This window comes from Oligoflexus sp. (genome assembly GCF_035638955.1).
Classification (GTDB): Bacteria; Bdellovibrionota_B; Oligoflexia; order Oligoflexales; family Oligoflexaceae; genus Oligoflexus.
Map to the genome: position 1 here is coordinate 13,390 of NZ_DASQYZ010000254.1, position 20,171 is coordinate 33,560.

17 protein-coding genes are annotated in these 20,171 nt (G+C 51.4%); 11 read left to right on the plus strand and 6 right to left on the minus strand.

The window, feature by feature from the left end; genetic code table 11:
* Nucleotides 1–7 precede the first annotated feature (7 nt).
* From VE954_RS23725 to VE954_RS23740, 4 genes are read right to left on the minus strand one after another with little or no spacing between them, the layout of a single operon-like run.
* Complete coding sequence (locus tag VE954_RS23725; RefSeq protein WP_324957457.1) at nt 8–1,030, minus strand: ABC transporter ATP-binding protein; 1,023 nt, start codon at nt 1,028–1,030, stop codon at nt 8–10.
* Entirely contained in the window at nt 1,031–1,912 is an 882-nt protein-coding gene (cysW, locus tag VE954_RS23730) for a sulfate ABC transporter permease subunit CysW (RefSeq protein WP_324957459.1), read from the minus strand. It abuts the gene before it with no gap.
* A 2-nt stretch (nt 1,913–1,914) separates the two neighbouring features.
* Nucleotides 1,915–2,757, minus strand: coding sequence for a sulfate ABC transporter permease subunit CysT (cysT, locus tag VE954_RS23735; RefSeq protein WP_324957461.1), 843 nt, complete (start codon nt 2,755–2,757; stop codon nt 1,915–1,917).
* Nucleotides 2,758–2,760: 3 nt separating this feature from the next.
* Nucleotides 2,761–3,762: a sulfate ABC transporter substrate-binding protein gene (locus VE954_RS23740; RefSeq protein WP_324957463.1), complete on the minus strand. Its 1,002-nt coding sequence runs from the start codon at nt 3,760–3,762 to the stop codon at nt 2,761–2,763.
* Between the two features lie 234 nt (nt 3,763–3,996).
* Between VE954_RS23740 and dnaE the strand changes: the two genes are divergently transcribed.
* From dnaE to VE954_RS23765, 5 genes are all read left to right on the plus strand, one after another.
* The gene (gene dnaE / locus VE954_RS23745; protein WP_324957465.1) at nt 3,997–7,596 is read left to right on the plus strand and encodes a DNA polymerase III subunit alpha; all 3,600 of its coding nucleotides are present in this window, start codon (nt 3,997–3,999) and stop codon (nt 7,594–7,596) included.
* 33 nt (nt 7,597–7,629) lie between these two features.
* On the plus strand, nt 7,630–8,541 hold the full coding sequence (locus VE954_RS23750; protein ID WP_324957467.1) for a biosynthetic peptidoglycan transglycosylase: 912 nt from the start codon (nt 7,630–7,632) through the stop codon (nt 8,539–8,541).
* A complete protein-coding gene (locus tag VE954_RS23755) occupies nt 8,541–9,980 on the plus strand; it encodes an NFACT RNA binding domain-containing protein (protein ID WP_324957469.1) in 1,440 nt (479 codons plus the stop codon). Before VE954_RS23750 ends, VE954_RS23755 begins: the two co-directional genes overlap by 1 nt.
* Nucleotides 9,981–10,314: 334 nt before the next feature.
* The gene (locus VE954_RS23760) at nt 10,315–10,599 is read left to right on the plus strand and encodes a type II toxin-antitoxin system prevent-host-death family antitoxin (protein ID WP_324957471.1); all 285 of its coding nucleotides are present in this window, start codon (nt 10,315–10,317) and stop codon (nt 10,597–10,599) included.
* A 16-nt stretch (nt 10,600–10,615) separates the two neighbouring features.
* Complete coding sequence (locus VE954_RS23765) at nt 10,616–11,017, plus strand: type II toxin-antitoxin system VapC family toxin (RefSeq protein WP_324957473.1); 402 nt, start codon at nt 10,616–10,618, stop codon at nt 11,015–11,017.
* A 118-nt stretch (nt 11,018–11,135) separates the two neighbouring features.
* Here the strand turns inward: VE954_RS23765 and VE954_RS23770 are convergent, their stop codons facing one another.
* Nucleotides 11,136–12,113 carry a Fic family protein gene (locus VE954_RS23770; RefSeq protein WP_324957475.1) on the minus strand — a complete coding sequence of 326 codons (978 nt, stop codon included), beginning with the start codon at nt 12,111–12,113 and terminating at the stop codon, nt 11,136–11,138.
* Nucleotides 12,114–13,007: 894 nt separating this feature from the next.
* Here VE954_RS23770 and VE954_RS23775 point away from each other — a divergent pair.
* The 4 genes from VE954_RS23775 (at nt 13,008) to VE954_RS23790 (ending at nt 16,834) form a co-directional block, all read left to right on the plus strand.
* Nucleotides 13,008–13,340, plus strand: a complete 333-nt coding sequence (locus tag VE954_RS23775) for a hypothetical protein (RefSeq protein ID WP_324957476.1) — start codon at nt 13,008–13,010, stop codon at nt 13,338–13,340.
* Between the two features lie 267 nt (nt 13,341–13,607).
* Nucleotides 13,608–15,182: a hypothetical protein gene (locus VE954_RS23780; RefSeq protein WP_324957478.1), complete on the plus strand. Its 1,575-nt coding sequence runs from the start codon at nt 13,608–13,610 to the stop codon at nt 15,180–15,182.
* Entirely contained in the window at nt 15,161–15,580 is a 420-nt protein-coding gene (locus tag VE954_RS23785) for an adenylate/guanylate cyclase domain-containing protein (RefSeq protein ID WP_414699027.1), read from the plus strand. The genes VE954_RS23780 and VE954_RS23785 overlap by 22 nt, the downstream gene beginning before the upstream one ends.
* A 171-nt stretch (nt 15,581–15,751) precedes the next feature.
* Complete coding sequence (locus VE954_RS23790; RefSeq protein WP_324957480.1) at nt 15,752–16,834, plus strand: CAP domain-containing protein; 1,083 nt, start codon at nt 15,752–15,754, stop codon at nt 16,832–16,834.
* Between the two features lie 8 nt (nt 16,835–16,842).
* On the opposite strand, the gene VE954_RS23795 is transcribed toward VE954_RS23790, so the two are convergent.
* Nucleotides 16,843–17,844 carry an MBL fold metallo-hydrolase gene (locus tag VE954_RS23795; RefSeq protein WP_324957481.1) on the minus strand — a complete coding sequence of 334 codons (1,002 nt, stop codon included), beginning with the start codon at nt 17,842–17,844 and terminating at the stop codon, nt 16,843–16,845.
* 263 nt (nt 17,845–18,107) lie between these two features.
* Between VE954_RS23795 and asd the strand changes: the two genes are divergently transcribed.
* Together asd and VE954_RS23805 are read left to right on the plus strand one after the other, a co-directional pair.
* On the plus strand, nt 18,108–19,181 hold the full coding sequence (gene asd, locus VE954_RS23800; protein ID WP_324957483.1) for an aspartate-semialdehyde dehydrogenase: 1,074 nt from the start codon (nt 18,108–18,110) through the stop codon (nt 19,179–19,181).
* Between the two features lie 304 nt (nt 19,182–19,485).
* The gene (locus tag VE954_RS23805; protein ID WP_324957486.1) at nt 19,486–20,151 is read left to right on the plus strand and encodes an outer membrane protein; all 666 of its coding nucleotides are present in this window, start codon (nt 19,486–19,488) and stop codon (nt 20,149–20,151) included.
* The last annotated feature ends 20 nt before the right edge of the window (nt 20,152–20,171 follow it).

Below are 20,171 nucleotides of genomic sequence, written 5' to 3' on the forward strand. Positions count from 1 at the left end.
GTGAAGGCTATGTTTCCTGGACGGCCAGGCGCTGAAAGTCTTTATACGCCTTGATTTTCCAAGATACAAGCTGCCCTCGATTCCACCCGAGCCCGTCCCAACGATCCCGAGGGATTTCGGCGCGTAAGGCTCCGGTAAAATCCTGGTTCACTGCGGCCAGGTCCACCTGAATGATCGCTCCACGCGGGATAACCGAACGAATTTCAGCCTGGGGCTCGCCGTTAACTACAGGATATAGTTCAAGATCATGCGCTCGCACGAAAATCGTCCCGTCCTTACCCTTCTGCACAAGGCGTCCGGGAAGTTCGTTCACGGAACCCAGATAATTCATCGCAAACACACTTTCAGGATCACGGTAGAGCTGATCGGGTTGGCCAATCTGTTCAATAACACCCTGATTGAGCAGCATAATACGATCCGACAGAGCCAAGGCTTCGTCCTGATCGTGGGTCACCAAAAGGCAGGTGATACCCAGATCCTGCTGTAATTTTCGGAGCTGCTCGCGAAGGTCCTGCCGGACATGAACGTCCAGAGCCCCAAAAGGCTCATCGAGTAAAAGCACGCGAGGTTCAATGGCCAACGCTCGGGCCACAGCCACCCTTTGCTTCTGCCCACCCGACAGTTGCTGCGGAAAACGCTGCGCCAAATGCCCGAGCTGCACCAGCTGCAAAAGGTCATTCACACGTTTCCGAATTTGATCTTCGGGGACCCGGGTGCTGCGGGAGCGCATCCGCAATCCAAACGCAACATTGTCAAACACAGACAAATGCGGGAACAGCGCATAATGCTGAAACACGAATCCAACGCGACGCTCCTGAATTGTCCATTGCGCCGCGTCAAACCCATCAAAAAGAACGGAACCTCGATCCGACGTTTCCAGCCCCGCAAGAATTCGCAGAAGGGTTGTCTTGCCACAACCGGAAGGTCCCAGCAATGTAACGAATTCCCCCTGTTCGATTTCGCAGCTCACCCCTCGCAATACGAGAGTGTCGCCAAAGGATTTTTCTATGTGACGAAGGGAGATTCTCATTCACAACTCCGATTGGGTCATGCTTTGACGCACGGCCACGCGTTTGATCACAAGGGTTACCAGCGCGAGAACAGCTAACAGGGAAGCCACCGCGAACGCGGCGGTAAATTGATATTCGTTGTAGAGGATTTCCACGAGCAACGGCAGCGTATTGGTCTGACCGCGAATGTGCCCGGACACCACCGATACCGCCCCAAATTCTCCCATCACGCGAGCGTTGCAAAGGATCACGCCATGAATCAGCGCCCATTTCATCTGCGGCAAACTAATATAACGGAAAGTTTGCCAGCCACTCGCGCCCAGCATAACCGCCGACTCTTCCTGATCCGTGCCTTGCGATTCCAAAAGCGGCAAAAGCTCGCGAGCCACATAAGGCAGGGTTACGAATAAACTGGTGAGCCAGATCCCTGGCAGAGCAAAAATGATTTTGATATCATGCGCCGCCAGCCATGGACCCAAGGCACTCTGGGCCCCGAACATAAGCACAAAGACAAGGCCAGCCACCACCGGCGACACCGATAGGGGCAAATCAATCAGGGTAATCAGAAACGAGCGACCCGGGAAACGAAACTTGCCGAGCAGCCATGCCGCTGCGATTCCGAACGCAGCATTCAAAGGCACCACCAGGACCGCCATCAAAAGAGTCAACTGCATGGCCTGGATGGATTCCCCTTCGAGCAGGGAACTCCAATAAAATCCCAGGCCTTTATTCAGCGCTTCAATCAACACGGTCACCAAAGGCAGGAGGAGGACCAGGGTGAAAAAAGCCAAGGCTATCAGGATCAGACCGGCCGGCACCAATTTTCCTGCCGAGAAAGTCAGAGCCTTACGGGTGGGGAGCACAGCAGTTGGCAAGGTCAGAGTTGACGCTGAATCACGCATGATTACACCAAAGGTTGTCGATAGTGTTGAAGTCGAGCCTGCAGATGATTGACGGTCATCAGAACAATGATGGAAATGCCGAGCAGCAGCAAGGCAATGGCGGTAGCACCCGCATAATCATACTGCTCCAGTTTGCTGATAATCATAAGGGGTGCGATTTCCGAGATCATGGGAACATTGCCGGCGATAAAAATCACCGAACCATATTCCCCGACCGCACGTCCGAAAGCCAGAGCAGCTCCCGTAAGGATCGCCGGGGCCAGCTGCGGCAGCAGAATGAACCGAAAGTTCTGCCAGGATGAAGCTCCCAGGGTGGCCCCGGCTTCCTCATGAGCTTTTTCGAGATCCTGCAAAACCGGCTGCACCGTGCGTACGAGAAAGGGAATGCCAACAAAAACCAACGCGATAAAGACGCCGGTAGGTGTGAACGCAATGGACCAACCCCAATATTCCTGCGTGATGCGTCCGATCACACCGTGCTCACTATAAATTGCGGTCAAAGCCAGTCCCGCAACAGCGGTTGGCAAAGCTACGGGCAAATCAACCATGGCGTCGACCAAAGAACGACCTGGAAATTTATAGCGGGTCAAAACCCAGGCCAGTAAAGTGCCAAACACCGCATTTACGGCCGCCGCAGCGAGGGCCGCGCCCACACTTAAACGTACCGCTGCCAGAACCCGAGCCGACGTCAGGGTGTGCCAGAGCTGGTCCCAACTCAATGTTGATGTTTTAAACACCAGACCAGCCAACGGAATGATTACCATGAGCGCCAAATAGCAGAGGGTCACGCCAAGCGTGACCCGGAAACCAGGAACAATATTTTGTCTTCTGGCCAAGGACGTCATGATTTAGCTGCTCGCGCTCTGGATTTGATCGAAGAGGCCACCATCATCAAAATGCTTTTTCTGGGCTGCTCGCCACCCACCGAAAAGCTCATCCACTGTGAAGAGCTTGATAGGTTTGAAAGTATCCTGATATTTTTTGAGAGCCGCGGCCGATCGTGGCCGAAATCCATGTCGAGCTATAATATCCTGACCTTTTTCACTGTAAAGATACTGCAGATAGGCTTCAGCCTGTTTGCGGGTTCCATGTTTATCGACCACCTTATCGACCACGGCGATCGAGGGTTCAGCAAGAATGGAAACACTGGGAATCACAAGTTCAAACTTGTCCCGCCCCAGTTCTTTCATGGCCAAAAACGCTTCATTTTCCCAGGTCAGCAGCACATCCCCAATGCGACGTTCAGCAAAAGTTGTGGTTGCGCCACGAGCACCGGTATCCAGGACTTTCACGTTTTGAAAAAGGGCTCGCACGAAATCGCGGGCTTTGGCTTCATCGCCTCCCTTTTGCTGCAGCGCATAACCCCAGGCCGCCAGATAATTCCAGCGCGCCCCACCACTGGTTTTAGGATTGGGTGTCACGACACCCACACCCGGCTTGACCAGATCATTCCAATCCTTGATGCCTTTCGGATTGCCCTTGCGTACGAGGAAGACGATGGTCGAGGTATAAGGAGCTGATTTGTCACCAAGGCGTTTTTGCCAGTTGGGATCGACAATCCCACGATCGGCAATCACATCGATATCGTAAGCCAAACCGAGGGTGGCAACATCCGCTTCCAGCCCATCGATAATAGCTCGGGCCTGTTTACCGGAACCGCCGTGGGATTGATTCACCTCCAGGCTTTCACCCGTTTTGGCTTTCCAATCGGCGATAAACTCACGGTTGATGTCCTTATAGAGTTCCCGGGTAGGGTCATACGACACATTCAATAAGGTTTTGGCTTCAGCAAAGCTGGCCAGCAGAAGTGTACTGCACAAAAAGTGAACAAATTGGCTGCGAAAGCGCATAGCATCCTCCCCGGTGTTAGAGGCATCCTAACGATCGAGTTCGCATCCCTGAACGAAGTAATTCTTGGAAGCTTATTCCAAAACTGGATATAACAGATCGGTAGCCCGTCACAATTCCACCCTGATCCATGGGGCCGATCCTGCGTCTTGCTGTCCGAACTCACACAGGTATAATCGGAGGTCGTTTCAGCTGAAATCAGCTCCCCTTCGCCTTCATTTCCGAGGAAAAGCCCATTGGACGCCAGCTCTACGAATCATTACGTACAACTTCATGTCCACAGTGAATACTCGCTGCTTGATGGTGCCATTGGTATCAGCGATCTGGTTAAAAAAGCGAAAAAGCTCGGGCACCAGGCTGTCGCGCTCACCGATCATGGCAATATGTTTGGAGCCATTGAATTCTATGGCAAGTGCAAAGATAACGGGATCAAGCCCATCCTGGGCACGGAACTCTATTGGGAAGGCGTCGCCGCCAGTCGCGAACTGAGCAAGAACGGCCTTAATCTGGTTCGCAGTATGGATGCCTTTCACCTCGTGGTGTTGGCCCGCTCCAAGGCCGGCTATCACAGCTTGTGTCGAGTGGTCAGCTCCGCCTATCTTCAAGCTTCCGAGAACGATCCGATTCCGACCGTTAAAGAAGAGCACCTTCGCAGTATGAGCCAGGATCTGGTGGCTATGTCGAGCTGTTTGCGCGGGGAATTCGGCAGCCTTATGGAACTGCTTGCGCACCACAGCCGCGATCCGCTTGCGGAACTCCAGGCTCCGAGTGAAGAATTAGCACCAATTGTTACGGCCTTAACCGATCATGTAGCCGCCATGCGGTCCATTTTCGGGGAAGACGGCTATTATATTGAGCTGATCGATAATAATATTCCTCAGCAAAAGCGCATGCTGCCCATTCTTGTCGCGGCTGCCAGACATTTCGGTCTGCCGCTGGTGGCTACCTCCGATGCGCACTATCTGAATCCCGAGGATTCGGAAGCCCATGCGGTGCTCACAGGTATTAAAAATGATCTGACCATGCGTCGCCTCCGCAATCGTATTCAGAATGCGGAATTTCATCTCTTCAGCAACGAGGAAATGGAAGCTCGCTATGGCGCCTGGCCCGAGGCTCTGGCCAATCAGCAAAAAATCTCTGATCTTTGTCAGTGCGATTTGAAATTCGGTGAATATTTCCTGCCCCGCTTTGAACTGCCGAGCGGTGAATCCGAACCGGATGCCCTGCGGCGTCTGGGCAAAGAGGGTCTGGAAGAACGTCTGAAAACCATCCGTGTTCTCTATGGTCGCAGTCTGACGCCCGAGCGCGAGGTGGAATACTGGAAGCGTCTGGAATACGAAGTCGAAGTTATCATTTCGATGGGTTTTCCCGGCTACTTCCTGATCGTTCAGGACTTTATCAACTGGGCCAAGAATAACGATATACCCGTCGGCCCCGGCCGGGGTTCGGGTGCCGGTTCTGTCGTGGCCTGGGCTCTGCGGATCACCGACCTGGATCCTTTGCGCTTCAATCTGATTTTCGAACGCTTCCTGAACCCGGAGCGTGTTTCGATGCCTGACTTTGACGTCGACTTCTGTCAGGATCGCCGCGACGAGGTGATCAAGTATGTGACGAAAAAATATGGCGCCGATAACGTGGCCCAGATTACAACCTTCGGAAAGATGAAGGCCAAGGCTGCCTTGCGCGACGTCGGCCGCGTCTTGGAAATCGGTTACGGCAAGGTCGACCGCATTGCCAAACTCATTCCCAATGAACTGGATATCAAACTCAAGGATGCGCTGGCCCGTGAGCCTCGCATTTTGGAGGAAGCCCGCAAGGACGAGAACATTCAAAAACTGCTCGACCTCGCGCTCAAGATCGAAGGCCTCAGCCGCCACACCTCTGTGCATGCGGCCGGTGTCGTCATCGCTGACGGTGGCATGTCGAACCTTGTGCCGGTGTATAAAGCTCCGGACGGTTCGCTCATCACTCAATATGAAATGAAAAATGCCGAAAAAGTCGGTCTAGTCAAATTCGACTTTCTCGGCTTGAAGACTCTGACTGTGATTCAACGGGCTGTGAAACTCATTCGCGCCATTAAGGATCCGAAATTCAACATTGACACGATCGACCTGGAACGCAAGGAGGTCTATGATGTCATTTCCTCCGCGCATTCCGTCGGTATCTTCCAGCTTGAAAGTTCGGGCATGCAGGCCCTCCTCCGCAAGCTGAAACCCAGTCGTTTCGAAGACGTGATCGCTGTGGTGGCGCTCTTCCGTCCCGGTCCTTTGGGATCCGGCATGGTGGATGACTTTATTGAACGTAAGCACGGCCGGCAGGAAATCGAATATCCGCATCCGTCGCTTGAAGGCATCCTGTCCGATACCTACGGGATTATTCTTTATCAGGAACAGGTCCAGAAAATCGCCGCGAGCATGGCCAACTACTCGCTCGGTGAAGCCGATCTTCTGCGTCGCGCCATGGGTAAGAAAAAGCCCGAAGAAATGGCCAAACAGAAGTCCCGTTTCCTCTCGGGGAGCAAGGAAAATAACGTCGACGAAACAGTCGCCGATGAAATCTTTGAGCTGATGGCGAAGTTCGCGGCCTATGGTTTCAACAAGTCGCACTCCGCGGCCTATGGCCTTGTGAGTTATCAAACGGCTTATCTCAAGACCTTTTATCCTGAACAGTTCATGGCTGCGATCATGACCTGCGATTTGGATAACACCGACAAGCTCGTGCGTTACATCGAAGAATGCCGGCGCTTGAAGTTCACCATCTATCCGCCCGATATCAACCGCAGCTACCTGGAATTTGATGTTCCGAAAGCCAAGGCCATCGGCTTTGGACTGGCGGCTATCAAGGGTATAGGCGGGAACTCCATTGAAATCCTGATCAAGGAACGGCAACGCGGCGGCAAATTTCATTCGCTGACCGATTTGGCCAAGCGCGTGGATCTGCGGCAGGTCGGCAAAAAAACGATCGAGCTTTTGATTCAAGGCGGGGCACTCGACGGGTTCGGCAAATCGCGTATGACCCTCATGAGCCTGCTGCCCGAGATGGTGCGCTACAGTGAAGCCCATCATTCGGCACGGAGCCAGGGACAAAGGCTACTGTTCGACGAGTTCGATGATGATCCCAAACAGGCTCAGCTTGCCGATTGGGAGGAAGCGGCTGCGGATGCCGAGGCTTCAGCCTCGCCCATTGAATGGCTGCATAAAGAGAAAAAACTGCTTGGAGTGTTCCTCAGCGGTCATCCTGCCGAATGCTATGCGCTGGATGCCAAGCGTTTTGGCCAGATGCGCGTTGGTGACATTGCCAAGAACATCGGTAAAAAGGATGTGCATATCGTCGCCCTGCTGAATGGAACATCGGAACGCCTGACCAAAACGGGTAAGAAGATGCACTATTTCCAGATCGAGGACGAAACCGGCAGCTGGGAAGCGGTGTCGTTTGAGGGTGATTTACCGGAAGGTCCGAAGCCTGAGCCCGGCTCGATGGTCATGGTTAAACTCAATATCCAGCAGGGTTTTGATGGCATGAGTATTAATGTCCGCGTATGTGGCCTGGAGCCTCTGCAGCAAACCCGCAAAAACGCCATTAAAAAGGCCGTCATTCAGCTTTCGAGTCAGCTTGAGATGGACCCCAAGAGCCTGAAGAGGCAGCAGCGCCTTTTGCAGCGGCTACAGGATATGATCCAGGACAATCCTGGCACGACCCCTCTCGCTCTGGAATTGGCTTTTGAGAAGGCGCAGGTTAGAATCAAGCCTGAACGATTGGGCATTGATCTGAACGATAGCGTCTGCCAATCGCTGTTCAGTCTGAAGCGGGAAGGCGTGAGTTTGCAGTATGCCTAGACTTCAGTGCCCTGAAGCCAAGGAGCCCAGCGGATGGATTTACAATCCTTCAAGCGATTCCCGCGAAATATCTTCGCTGCGCTGCTGGCTATCCTGGTTCTTGGCCTTTTGACCCTGGCTTGTATGACGCCACCGGTGTGGCAGCTGAAGCAGGGCTCGGTTTCAGTCGTGCGTTGGCCCAAGTCCGGTCCGCAGACCTTTGAGGTCGGACCGGGCCGGGAATCCTGGGTCTCCATTCATAACGTCTCGCGCCACGTGATCAATGCCATCGTCGTGGCCGAGGACGCCCGCTTTTATGAGCATCCTGGCCTGGATTTCAAGGAAATCCGCAGCAGCATCGCTTTCAATATGGAACAGAAACGTTATGCCCGCGGGGCGTCGACCATCACCCAGCAGGTGGTGAAAATGGTCTTTTTGGGGCCTGAGAAATCCATCTTTCGAAAATTTCGTGAGGCTTTGGGGGCTTTGGTCCTGGATTGGATCCTGGGCAAGGATGATATTTTGGAGTGGTATATCAACCTTGTGGAATTTGGTGATGGCGTGTTCGGTATCAAATCCGCAGCTGATCATTTTTTTGAAACCACGCCTGAGCTTTTAACCATTCAAGACGGTGCCCATCTTGCCCTGGTTTTGCCGAGTCCCAATCGTTTTTCCCGCGGGCTTCGGCAAAAGCATCTGACTGAATTCGGGCATCGGCGCTATGCGCAGATTATTGAAGAAATGTACAAACTGAATTTTATTACTTCGGCGCTGCGTGAATCTGCGTTGGCCACTGGTGATTTTGGGAAACCTGTCGAGGGTTACAATCCCAATGAAAGCATCAAGGATGAATTTATTGATCCTTATGTGGCGTTGCCCGGCGATGAGCCTCAGCCTTTTGGCAAGGAACCTCCGCGCAAGAAAAAGCGATCGCAGAGCCGGACGGAAAACACTGGAAAAAAATAATGACTGAACTGTCTCATCCTTATAAGCTTCGTGTTCTTAAAACCTGGGTGGCTCGTGATCCTAGTTTGGTCTTTCAATGTCAGCCTTTGGGGGCTCCTGGGGAAACCGGCTTTCCTAAAAAATCGCATCTGTTCATTGATCTCCGCCAGCAGTCCTTTGGGGCACGTCTGCAGGCTGAAAAGCCAACCGATGCGGATGCCAATCATGCGTTTATTCAAATCCTTCGGAAAAATATTGCGACGTTTACCATAAAATCTATTCTGCATCATCCACCTTCTGGCGACTACTGGATGCCGCTGCTGAGTGGTCCCGAGACTGATCGCCCCTGGCTCCTCCGCCTTGCTGGAAGCAAGCCGCCTTTAGCTTCGCTAGTGGCGCCGGATGATACGGTGTTTGTGAGTTTTGGCCAGAAGGGGACCTTTACTAAAAAACATCAGAGCGACGCCCGTCCGTCTTTTTCGGGAATGACGGATGTCCTTCCCAAGTTGATGCGTGATTTGCGTGGGGATGCTCGCGAAGAAACCAATGAAGATAACGAAGTCGAGACCGCAGCCCCCGAATCTGCCATATCCCAACTGCAAAAAGATCTGGCGGGGCGGCTCAAGCGCAAGCTTAAAACCAGTAAAAAAACCCTGGACAAGGCCAAGGGTGATATTCCTTCTGCAGAAGACGTGCTGCAGAAAGAGCGTGAAGCGAGTCTTTTACAGAGTTATGCCTGGATGGTGAAGCCCGATGCTTTTGAATTACAGTTGGAACCAGCCTTGACCAGTTTACCTGAAACTTTGGTGATCAGTCTGGATCCCGACGCGTCCGTGGGCCAGAACATGGAGAAAAAATTCGCCGCCTTGCACAAAGCCAAACGAGGGCGGGAACTTGGTCAGAAGCATTATGATCTTGCGCGTGATTATGTTACGGGATTGGAAAAAGATCTGGAGGAACTTCAGCGCGAACAAAAGTCTGATGCTTTCCTTCAGCAGCTGGTTCGCAAATATAAGTTACCGGAACTGCAAAACACCTCGTCCAATACCTCAACGGAAACTGGCAGCAAGCCCTTTAAAACCTATACCGCCAGCACAGGTCATAATATCCTGGTCGGCAAATCAGCCCTTGATAACGACGACCTCACCAAGGCAGCACGATCCAACGATTTCTGGTTTCACGCCGTGGGCGTCACCGGCTCACATGTGATCGTTCCCGTAACACCGGATATCCGCCAGGCCTTACCCACCCCGCTGCTCAGAGAAGCCGCGATCCTCGCTCTGCATTTCAGTCGAGTACGCGATGATCACGCGGGAGAATGCTATGTGACGCGCAAACAATATCTTAAAAAACAGCGCGGCATGCCCGCCGGCCTTTGGCGCATCGATAAGTCTGAAAGTTTATTTTTTCGATACTCCGAAGAGGAAGTGCAAAACCTGCTGCAGACCGTACGAGTTTAAGTTCAAAGGCTGAAAGCCTCATTGAAAACAATGGGTGTCTATTATTAAGGGCATGGGCACGGTGTCCCCGCTCATGCTAACTGTATTGACATCCCTGAAAAACATCGAATAAAAACAGCCTATTACTAGAAGCGATATTAAGACTATTTTCCGTTAGCCAAGCGTTGCGCCAGAGTGGGCGCAGACCTATCCTGGTGATCTGAATCATTTTATGGACTTTCAGACGGGTCATCAGGTCAATTGACTATAGAGTCCCTTGACTCTTTGTCCATTTTAGCCGATAAGAGAGATACATGCGGGCAACCCGCTTGAAACCCTCTTCTGGGAGATCGAGATGTCGAGTGTAAGGAAGAGCGAGGGGTGGCCCCTCTCGGAAGCCAAGGCCAGAATATCTGAACTTGTCCGGCTTGCACAGAAGGAGCCACAGCGCGTTCAAGTCAGCGGAGAACCCGCAGGCGCGTTCATCAGTGAGAAGGATCTGCAGCTCCTGATGGAAATCAAAAAGCAGAAAATGGCCAAAATGCTCGATAGGCTTATCCGGTCCTCGCAGGAGGAAGGAATCCATTCTGAGGATTTTGGCGAGCTGCGAGGTCCAATCAAGGACATCGAGCTTAAGTGATTCGTCGGAGGCAGAATTGATCATCGATACCAGTGTACTCTCCCCTCTGTTCAGCAAGGATCCCAAAAAGCAGGCCCAGGTCGCAAATTTTCTTCAGCAGCAGCCTCGTATACTGACGTCAGCAATCGTCATTATGGAAATCGAGTTTGGACTCCAGAAGCTCGGCTCAAAAAAAGTGCTGGCTGACTTCCATGAGTTCCTCGAAGACGAAACCCTTCTCGATATCATTGCTGTGGACACACAGATCACATTGCTTGCGGCTAAAAAGAGGGCTGAGATGCAGAAGAAGGGCATCATCCTTCACACTGAGGACCTTCTTATCGGTGCAACTGCCAAGATGCTTGGGGTTCCGATTGCTACTCAGAACAGACAGGATTTTGAGCCGTGGAATATCGAGATCATTTCGCCATTCTCCTGAAACAAAAAAGGCCGCGGGTCTCAGGCATCCCGTGGACAATGTCTGTTGAAGAATAGTGGAACCATCACTGATCCCGAACCCACGAGGACGAAGCTTAGAAAAAGCGGTTAACCTCTTTTCAATCCCGCTCAAGGCTAAGCAGAAAATCAAAGAAGGTGCTTGGAAAATCCTGCATGGACATCTTTTCCAGGCCCAAAAGGTACTCCGATCGCCTTTCTACTGGAATAATTATCCAGGGAAGCCCTGCAACCAAACGAATATAATTCATCAGGAATCGTGAGGTTCGGCCGTTTCCATCCCCAAATGGGTGAACATAGCCAATAAAGAAGTGAGCAAGTGCGGCCCTTATGTAAGGGTTCTGTTCATCGGCTGCGGCCAGCATAACTCCCTGCATGGCTTCAGCGACTTTTGTGTGGTTCATTGGAATGTGATTCGAGCCGCGAATAAAGACAGGCTGATTTCTGTAGGATTCAAGGTCTGATGGGTCGATGAGACCAACATCAGCCATAGGAGCAAAGAGTCGACGCTTAATTCCTATAACGAGGCCGAGGAGAATTTCGCACATTTCCTCAATTGGAGTTTCGCCCCTCTGCCATAGAATAGCATCCCTTAACGCCTCTCTCGTCACAAGATTGAAGGCATCAAGATAGCCTTTGGCGGCGAATCTGTTGACCACATCTTTCTTTTCTTCCGGATCCCATTGGCCACTGGCTATTGCAGCAATCATACTTTCTGAGACTCTATAATTCTCTATGGAAAGGGAATGATATGCATCCTGAATTTTTTCAGCTTGCGCTTGGTCAACCAAAACCTGAATAACTTCGGGAGTAAAAGTCAGTTGGGATGCCCTGGATTTCAAGGATTCGGAAAATTGAGACCATTTATTTCTGATAAAGTAAGAAGTCGCAGGTTCCTTTGCTTTGGGTTTCAGTGCCAGATCGATTTTTTCACTGCTTGCTATTTTTAGCCCCGCGCCTTCCATAGCGTCCCGGACTCGTCTGGCCACTGTTCCACGCCCAAGGCTTTCAAGAAGCCCTATTAAGACGGATCCACCTGACTGATTTCTCTTTCGAACCAGAGCCTCTGCAAAGGCCATGGGATCGGCTCCTGCCAACGCAGCGAAAATCAGATTATGATGTGAAGCAATTTCGGGTCTTGTCAGGCAAGCCAGGGCTTCTTCGTTTGCCAGGATTTTGATGCCCTCGGGACCACTGGATGTGCCCTTGGCTAGTCGATCGACGGCCGTGGTTTTTCTAAAAACAAGACAATACCCCCCAGGAAGATCTGTGATCGTTTGATTGCTGCGTTCGTTTTCAATCACGACTGTGGCTGGGAGCTTGCCTCGCACCCCATACTCCAGGCTCGCTATTGGAGATAGGACATAGCTGTCAAGTCGCTCTGGCAAGTAGATGGAAAGAAATTTCCCAAAAGCCAAGTGAGCGTGTACCGTGTCACCATCTCTGGCATCCTCTGAAGTCAGAAATAAATATCCAGCATGAACTGGAAAGAGCCAGCCGCCTTCTTTAAGAATTGAGATGTCAGCTTCCGAAAGTTCGGAACTTCGGACGATATCATTGATAGCTGCAGCCTTCGCTTTGCCCAAGGCTTTCGCAATTTTTTCTCGTTTGTCGGCGGGAACTCGGGACATTTATACTTCCATGGGTGATCGTGATGAAATAGGTCTCCTCTGACTCGTCATATGTTATAAGATTTCCTATCGGAAACTTTATAAAAAAATCCCATTAAAATCTATAAGTTATATAACATATTGTTATTTATGCATATAAATTAATAAGACCACGGAAGAGAGCTGCTTATCATTTATAATATTTCCCTGAAATAAACTATAATATTTCCGCTGCAATGCTATAATTGATCAGATTTTTTAAAAATATCAATAGATTACCTCTGGGCAGAGTGGCAACCTACCTGCTCATGCGCGCGAGTTTCAATAAACAGGTCAGAATGAGACGATCGAGGTTCTATTCAAATGAATTTGATTCCCATATTAATAGCAGCTGCGAGTGCATCAACCATGTCTGAAAAAGATGTGGTCATGACGTTTTCGAAAGTGAGGGCTGCTCATGAGAAATTTCTTTCTGATACTATTCAGCATCGGCATGAATTCGAAAGATTTCATGAAAATGAATTTATACCTGCTGTTGACCGGATGATCTCTTTATTGGCTAAAGGGAGGTGTAAAACCTGTTTCACTGGCTGGAATATAGCAAGGGTAGGACCGCAAAAGAAGGCCTGGCCAAGATATCCTCATGCTTTCCAAAGAAGGATAGGTAAAGGGGATTCACACTCTAGAAAACCCTGAAAAGCCCAGGATGATATTCCTTTCAGAACGCTGCCTTCTGCTCTCATTATTTGCCGCGCGCAATACTTGCAACTATCCCCCAGATACCACTACTTCACCAGCCGTGACTTCCAATCACGCCTTGATCAAGCCAAATTGAAAGTTCAATGCGGAAGACCATGTGCTATACTATTGGACAATACTCGAAGCTATAGCCATGAATTCGTTTTGTGTGAACACATCGGGGCCTGCCGCACAGGCAAGGTAGTGTGAAGGCGAGGTCGTTCGATGAAGCATTTTCGAATTTTGATTTTCTTGATGGCTGCCATGCTTTGTGAGACGGCTCAATCCGTTGAAGACCCGGTCGAACTATGGTCGGCCTATGATCGTGACTTCGAACACAGGTTTGGAACCAAGTGGAACGACATAAAGTTTGAAGATCGGCTGACATTCCTTAATAGCGAGATAAGCCGCAGGGATGTGTCAGAATACGATAAATATCTTCTGCAGAGAAGATTCGTGGTGGAACTGCGTTTTGCAGGCGAGCGCTCCAGGGTCAAAGAAGTTTGCCAATCGCTGCAGGTCCGTGATGATGACTATGAAACGCGAGCCGCCTGCATCCTCTCGATTCACGAGTCTCTTGAGGCACAGCGGTCGGCTCTTGAAGATCTTTTCAGCAAGGTGAAACTGGAAAAGAAGGGAACTACCATTCCCGCCGTGGTCGCTGACAAACTCCTTGACGTCCTTTGGAAGCAAAACGATATAGCAGCGGCGCAAGCTGTCTATAAAGCAGCTCTGGAGACCACACCGAGGCAAGCTGTAATTTCCCTCATCTCACTCAAGGAGTCAGCAGCCTTGATTTTCGCCAACCCAAGCAACAGTCGAAAAGTCGTTCAGGAGGCACTCAGACTTTATGTGGAGCTTGAGGACCTCTACAGTACAGATCCCTCAGCATTCACAGATAGGGATCGAGTGATATACAACCGTGCCATACTCAAGACACTGGCATTCGATGACTATGCTGGCGCCCTCGAAGACTTCAGTAAGCTCTCCAGCAAATCCAGAAATTGGACTGACTCGAGAGTTTTTTCGGCTTTTGCGCTGGTCAATCTTGGCGAAAGGGCCAAGGCCTTGGCCACTCTTGGGGATGTGGATTTGGAATCCTATTCTGACACCCAAAGGAGAAAAATCCTTGAATGCTATAAAGAGATCACGTTGTTTGAACTGCAGAAAGGTCGAGAACCTTCATCCTGCGTGAACTTCCCGCCTGAGACTCAGTCTGACGTCCTGTTTCACGTAACGCGTTACCTGCAACGCAAGACATTGAGTTCGCATTTTGAAAACCTTATCTGGCGGCAGTTTTGGACGCTTTATACCGAACGCCTCTCACCGCAGATGCAGTCCCAAATCGATCAATACGTGAGCTCCATCGAATTACAGCAAGCGAAACTTGATAGCGAGGTCAAAAGCCTTGAATTACGCAATTTCCAATTGATAAAAGGTCTATTCGGTGCGAGCCTCATCGGCGTCCTTGTGATTGGATTACTCCTGATTCGCCTTAGGGCTCGCAATTTGAAAATTGAAAAGCTGCAGGCTTATGTTCACAAAAGCGTATTATCCAGATTTTTACCCCCAATGATGGTTGACGAAATTATTCAGGGAAAATCGAGACTGGAATCAGATCCGCATGAGCAGGCAGTCACAGTCCTGTTCGCCGACATGGTCGGCTTTACGGAGGTTTCAGGGCGGCTGGGGGCCCAGTCTACCGCCTACATTTTGAATCATTTTATGCAAAAATATCCGAGGTCATCTACGAAAATGCTGGGACGATCGATAAATTCATTGGTGATGCGGTCATGGTGATATTCGGAGCGCCTTACCAAGTCCCACCCGAAGAGCAGGCCCGTCGATCCCTCATCTGTGCAAAAGCGATGTTGCATGCGATCGAAGAACTCAACAAGGATTTCTTCGCGAAGTTTCGCGTGAAGTTGAGCATGCGGGTTGGAATCAATCATGGCCAGGCGATTGTAGGCACTTTTGGGGGATTGAAGCGGTCCGATTACACGGCCATCGGTCCTACAGTCAACATCGCTTCACGTATTGAAGGAAAAGCCCAACCAGGCCAAATTTTGATTGGGCCTGAACTGGCCCAACTCGTCCCATCGGAGTGGTTGGAAGAATCCATCCCAACGCAATTGAGAGGCGTGAGCGGAAACGTATGTCTCTTTCCTGTCAAGGTTGCAGCCATCGGCGGCCTCTAGGCTTCCCAGTAAGAGAGCAGCCAACAATTAACCTTTGTTGGCTGCAATAGCGGTAAATATCCCCACAACAGAAACACACTCATAATTTACTGCTTCCCATTAAGCCAACAAAACAGTTAGCTTCGCTACCTCATGGGGCGTCCAAAGCCATCAACCAACCTGGAGAAAAACATGAACTTCAAAGTTCTTCCATTCTGCCTTTTTTTGCTAGCCGCCAGCCTCCCCGAAACCAGCCTGCAAGCTGCAGCGACCGTTCAACTCACAGAAACAGAACAAACATTGGGACGCCTCATCAACGAATACCGCCAAAGCAAAGGCCTCCCCGCTGTTCCACTCTCCTCTTCTCTCAGTTATGTCGCCCAAATTCACGCCTGGGACACGTTAACCAATCACCCCGACACAGGAACCGACGCCGCCGGAAAAACCTGCAATGGCCACAGTTGGTCCAACAAAGGCACCTGGACCCCTGTCTGCTTCACCGGTCTCGATGGTCAACACATGTGGAGCAAACCCCGTGAGCTGACAACCTACACCGCCAATGGTTTTGAGATTTCCGCAGGCCCCTTTGGGTCGACCGTGAGCCCAGAGCTGGCGCTTGAAAGCTGGAAGCAAAGCGCACCGCACAATGATGTCATCCTGAATCAAGGTCCATGGAACCAACAGTGGAAAGCCATGGGTGTCGGCATCTATCAAGGCTATGTTCATGTCTGGTTCGGAGAGGCCAACGATCCTGCAGGCGTGCCGAAGCCTGGCAACCTGGACCCGAATAAGCCTATTTCGAAAGAAAAATTCTATCGTCTGAAAAATTTCACCCTGGAAGCTGGAAACAAATGCCTCGAAGGCAATCAGCTTGCATCCGGCGCTTCCCAACAGGGCGCTGCGTTTATGGACAATTGCCAGAACGTTTCCGGCCAGGCTTGGTATTTCATTCCCACGACAGATGGTTACTATAAGGTTACCAACGCGTTTCTAGCATCCCAAAACAAATGCCTGGAAGGCAATCGCTTCGTCTCAGGAGCCGTAGCCGGTGGTGCAGCATTCATGGCTGATTGCCAGGACGTTACCGGTCAGAAATGGAAAATGACCCCACAGGGCGGTCACGGCTATCTCCAACTGACAACACAATTCCAGGAACTGGAAAAAAAATGTCTGGAGGCCAACTACCTGGCCGCGGATGCAAAGGTGGGCGGCCCTGCATTTTTAGGCGATTGTCAAAACTTCAGCCGCCAGCTATGGATACTTGAAGAAATATAAGCGGCAGCTCAACTTCGCAGCTCATAAGAAAACACCTGCCCCGGCTGCGGGACTTCAAAATCCCGCTCCGGCACCTGATATTTCGCCAAAGCTATTTTCAAATCCCGAGCCGGAGCATCCCAAGCTTCATCGGTCAGCTGAAAACACCCAAAATGAATTCCAATACTATGCTTCGCCTTCAAATCCTGATGAGCCATCACCGCATCTTCTGGATTGGTGTGCTGATAACGCATAAACCAACGCGGCTCATAAGCCCCAATCGGCAAAAAAGCCGAACGCAACCGCGGAAAGCGCGCCGCAATCTCTTTAAAATGCGGGCCATAACCAGTATCCCCCGCAAAATAGAAACCCTCATCCCCCACGCTGATCACAAAACTGCCCCAAAGACTCAAACAACGATCAAACATCCCACGGGCCGACCAATGCTGACTGGGCAGATAGGTGGCCTGGACCCCTTCCCGCAGCGGCAGCGACTGCCACCAGTCCATCTCTTCAATCCGCTCAACCCCGGCCTCCCGCATCAAAGGCCCATCACCCAACGGCGCCAGGATCCTGGGCTTATGATCGCGGGACAGGCGCTTCACGGTTTCAATATCGATATGGTCGTAATGGTTGTGGGACAGCAGCACCATATGAATGGGCGGTAGATCCTCGTAGCGTATCCCAGGCTGCACAATGCGCTTGGGACCCTGGGACGCAAACGGGCTAACCCGCTCGGACCAGACCGGATCGGTCAGGATATTAAGTCCATGGGTTTGCAAGAGCAGCGTCGCATGATTAACAAAGGTCACGTCCACCCGATCCGTTCCCACCGATTGCGGCGGCCGGGATTGCGGCGGTTGATCGACTTTTTGCGGCCAGGGGCTTTTGTCCCGGGTCAGCATCCACTTCAGCACCGCTACCCGATTTTTTTCAAAGGGATTCCCGGGCAAATAAAAACGCTGCCCATCAAAATGATCGGACACGGGTCCCTGATATCCCTTACGCCGGAAGAGGCTCGAAAAACTCATGAAATCCTCGTAATAGGGGCTGGTCCTTGACCCGGGCGGCAGCAGGCGCCGGGTGTTGCCCCATCCAGCGTAAGCCAGGGTCAGGCCGCATGTCCACCATCCGGGGGCCAGGTCATTCCAAACCATCTTTTCCGCGCTGGATTCCCGGGCTGGACTCTGCTATTGGCATTCCAATGCTAAAAAGCCTGACAAAGCCTGAGAAGGCCTCTTGATTTAGGGAACTTTCGATGCCTGAGAAGGCCTCTTGATTTGGGGAGCGTAAGATGAGCATAAGGAAAAAAGTCGCTGTCGTCGGTGCCACGGGAATCGCCGGCCAACAATTTCTCACAGCTTTGGCCAATCATCCCTGGTTTGAAGTCGTGCGCTTCGCAGGTTCGCCACGTTCCGCTGGTAAACGGTACGAAGACGCTCTGCGCGCTCCGAGTGGTCAAATTGGTTGGTGGCAGCCGGAACCCATTCCTGAAAAGTTCCGCAATATGATGATCGAGCCGGCCACGGAATTGAACCTCGACGGCATCGATATCGTCTTTACCGCCATTGATTCCGATGCGGCCAAGGAACTGGAACCCATCTATGCAGCCAAGGTTCCCGTAATTTCCACCGCCAGCGCCTACCGCATGGAAGACGACGTTCCCCTCTTGATCCCGGGCGTGAATACAGCGCATGCGGCCATGATTCGCGCGCAACAGAAAAAACGCGGCTGGAAGGGTTTCATCGTTCCCATTCCCAACTGTACGACCTACGGCATGGCGTGTACTCTGGCACCCTTGCAAAAAGCCTTCGGCTTGAAAACGGTAATCATGACCTCGATGCAAGCCACCTCGGGCGCCGGCCGTAACGGAGGCGTTCTGGCTTTGGACATGCTCGATAACCTTGTGCCCTATATTCCCAAGGAAGAGGAAAAGGTTCAGATCGAAACACAAAAAATCCTCGGCGCTCTGCAAGGGGATCGTTTCGTTCCGGCATCCTTTGCCGTGAGCTGCACCTGTACCCGCGTGCCTGTTACCGATGGTCACACGGAAACCGTCTTCATTGCCACCGAAAGGCCCGCATCCGTAGCGGCAGCCATCGCAGCGTTCAAGGAATTCAAACCTGACTTCGGTGATCTGCCTTCGGCTCCTAAAAACTTTTTCACCGTGCATGATGACCCCTTCCATCCTCAGCCGCGTATCGACCGCGATCAGGATGGTGGCATGTCGACTCATATCGGCCGCATCCGTGAAGAGAAAGCTTTAGGTGGCCTCAAGTATGTGCTGCTGTCGCACAACACCAAGGCTGGCGCGGCCAAGGGCGCCCTGCTCGTTGCCGAAAATCTCTGTGTAACCGGATACATCTGATCATCCTGGGGGCCTTGCCGGCCAAGGCCCCGTCATCATTACCAGTTCATGCCATACAAGACTTGCCTGTAAGCTCCAGGACACAACCTCCAGGACACAACTTCGACTTCAAAAGACACGGCCGTTCGGCCAAACATGTCAGACCGAGTGAAATTCGCGCCTATTTGGACTTCCATCACTATCTATTGAACCCCTATTCATCCAATCCCTCTGTGGACCGGCTCTTGCTCAGCATAGATCCGTGATGCGATGAAACATCCGTCACCGATCAACCAACTGAGAATGATTCCAGAAAGGATCTTTCATGAAACTCGCAAACATCTCCCTGTCTGCTCTTGCTCTGGTCTTTGCTGCTTCGGGTTATAGTGCTGACCTTACGATTCAAGGTGAAGTGATCAGCTCGCAAGGTACACTCAATTCCGGCAAAACCAATGTAGTGAACCCAGTCACTGGCACCAACGAAACTCAAAAGACTGATGAAGACGCGGACGCAATTACCGCTCCCGGTGTCGGTGTCAGCCTCCAATACAAACTGAATGATGCGCTGCGCCTCGGCGCTGGATTGGGTTACACGAACTATGACGGCGGCGAAGATGAGTTGGAATACAGCGACCTGGCCGTTGGAGCCAACGCAACCTACGATTTCTATAAGCAGGAAAGCTTCGCCCTCTATGGTTTGGGCGGTCTGTCCTACCACATGGTCGACCCAGCCAATGCCAAAGACGCAGGCGTTGAAGTTGAAATGAAGAGCGCGGATCTTTTGAACTATGACCTGGGTCTTGGTGGACGCTTTGAAGTGGCTGAAAATGTGAACTTGAGTTTGGCCTACCGCTTCAGTGATACGCTGGCGAAAGGCACCATAGAGTCCACCCAAGCGATCGCTGGAACCAATCTCTCGACCAAAACTCAGTTCAAGGACGTGACTTTGCAGAAAAATGAACTCATCGCATCGGTCGGCTACTCCTTCTAAGTTTGCCTATGATGCCTTGC

What these genes read in the sequence shown, in the direction of transcription:
- VE954_RS23795 (WP_324957481.1), bottom strand. Translation starts at nt 17,844, where the DNA reads ATGAGTTTTTCGAGCCTCTTCCGGCGTAAGGGATATCAGGGACCCGTG.
- VE954_RS23755 (WP_324957469.1), top strand. Translation starts at nt 8,541, where the DNA reads ATGACTGAACTGTCTCATCCTTATAAGCTTCGTGTTCTTAAAACCTGG.
- cysT (WP_324957461.1), bottom strand. Translation starts at nt 2,757, where the DNA reads ATGACGTCCTTGGCCAGAAGACAAAATATTGTTCCTGGTTTCCGGGTC.
- VE954_RS23750 (WP_324957467.1), top strand. Translation starts at nt 7,630, where the DNA reads ATGGATTTACAATCCTTCAAGCGATTCCCGCGAAATATCTTCGCTGCG.
- VE954_RS23740 (WP_324957463.1), bottom strand. Translation starts at nt 3,762, where the DNA reads ATGCGCTTTCGCAGCCAATTTGTTCACTTTTTGTGCAGTACACTTCTG.
- VE954_RS23725 (WP_324957457.1), bottom strand. Translation starts at nt 1,030, where the DNA reads ATGAGAATCTCCCTTCGTCACATAGAAAAATCCTTTGGCGACACTCTC.
- VE954_RS23805 (WP_324957486.1), top strand. Translation starts at nt 19,486, where the DNA reads ATGAAACTCGCAAACATCTCCCTGTCTGCTCTTGCTCTGGTCTTTGCT.
- VE954_RS23780 (WP_324957478.1), top strand. Translation starts at nt 13,608, where the DNA reads ATGAAGCATTTTCGAATTTTGATTTTCTTGATGGCTGCCATGCTTTGT.
- VE954_RS23775 (WP_324957476.1), top strand. Translation starts at nt 13,008, where the DNA reads ATGAATTTGATTCCCATATTAATAGCAGCTGCGAGTGCATCAACCATG.
- VE954_RS23760 (WP_324957471.1), top strand. Translation starts at nt 10,315, where the DNA reads ATGTCGAGTGTAAGGAAGAGCGAGGGGTGGCCCCTCTCGGAAGCCAAG.
- VE954_RS23790 (WP_324957480.1), top strand. Translation starts at nt 15,752, where the DNA reads ATGAACTTCAAAGTTCTTCCATTCTGCCTTTTTTTGCTAGCCGCCAGC.
- asd (WP_324957483.1), top strand. Translation starts at nt 18,108, where the DNA reads ATGAGCATAAGGAAAAAAGTCGCTGTCGTCGGTGCCACGGGAATCGCC.
- VE954_RS23770 (WP_324957475.1), bottom strand. Translation starts at nt 12,113, where the DNA reads ATGGCCTTTGCAGAGGCTCTGGTTCGAAAGAGAAATCAGTCAGGTGGA.
- cysW (WP_324957459.1), bottom strand. Translation starts at nt 1,912, where the DNA reads ATGCGTGATTCAGCGTCAACTCTGACCTTGCCAACTGCTGTGCTCCCC.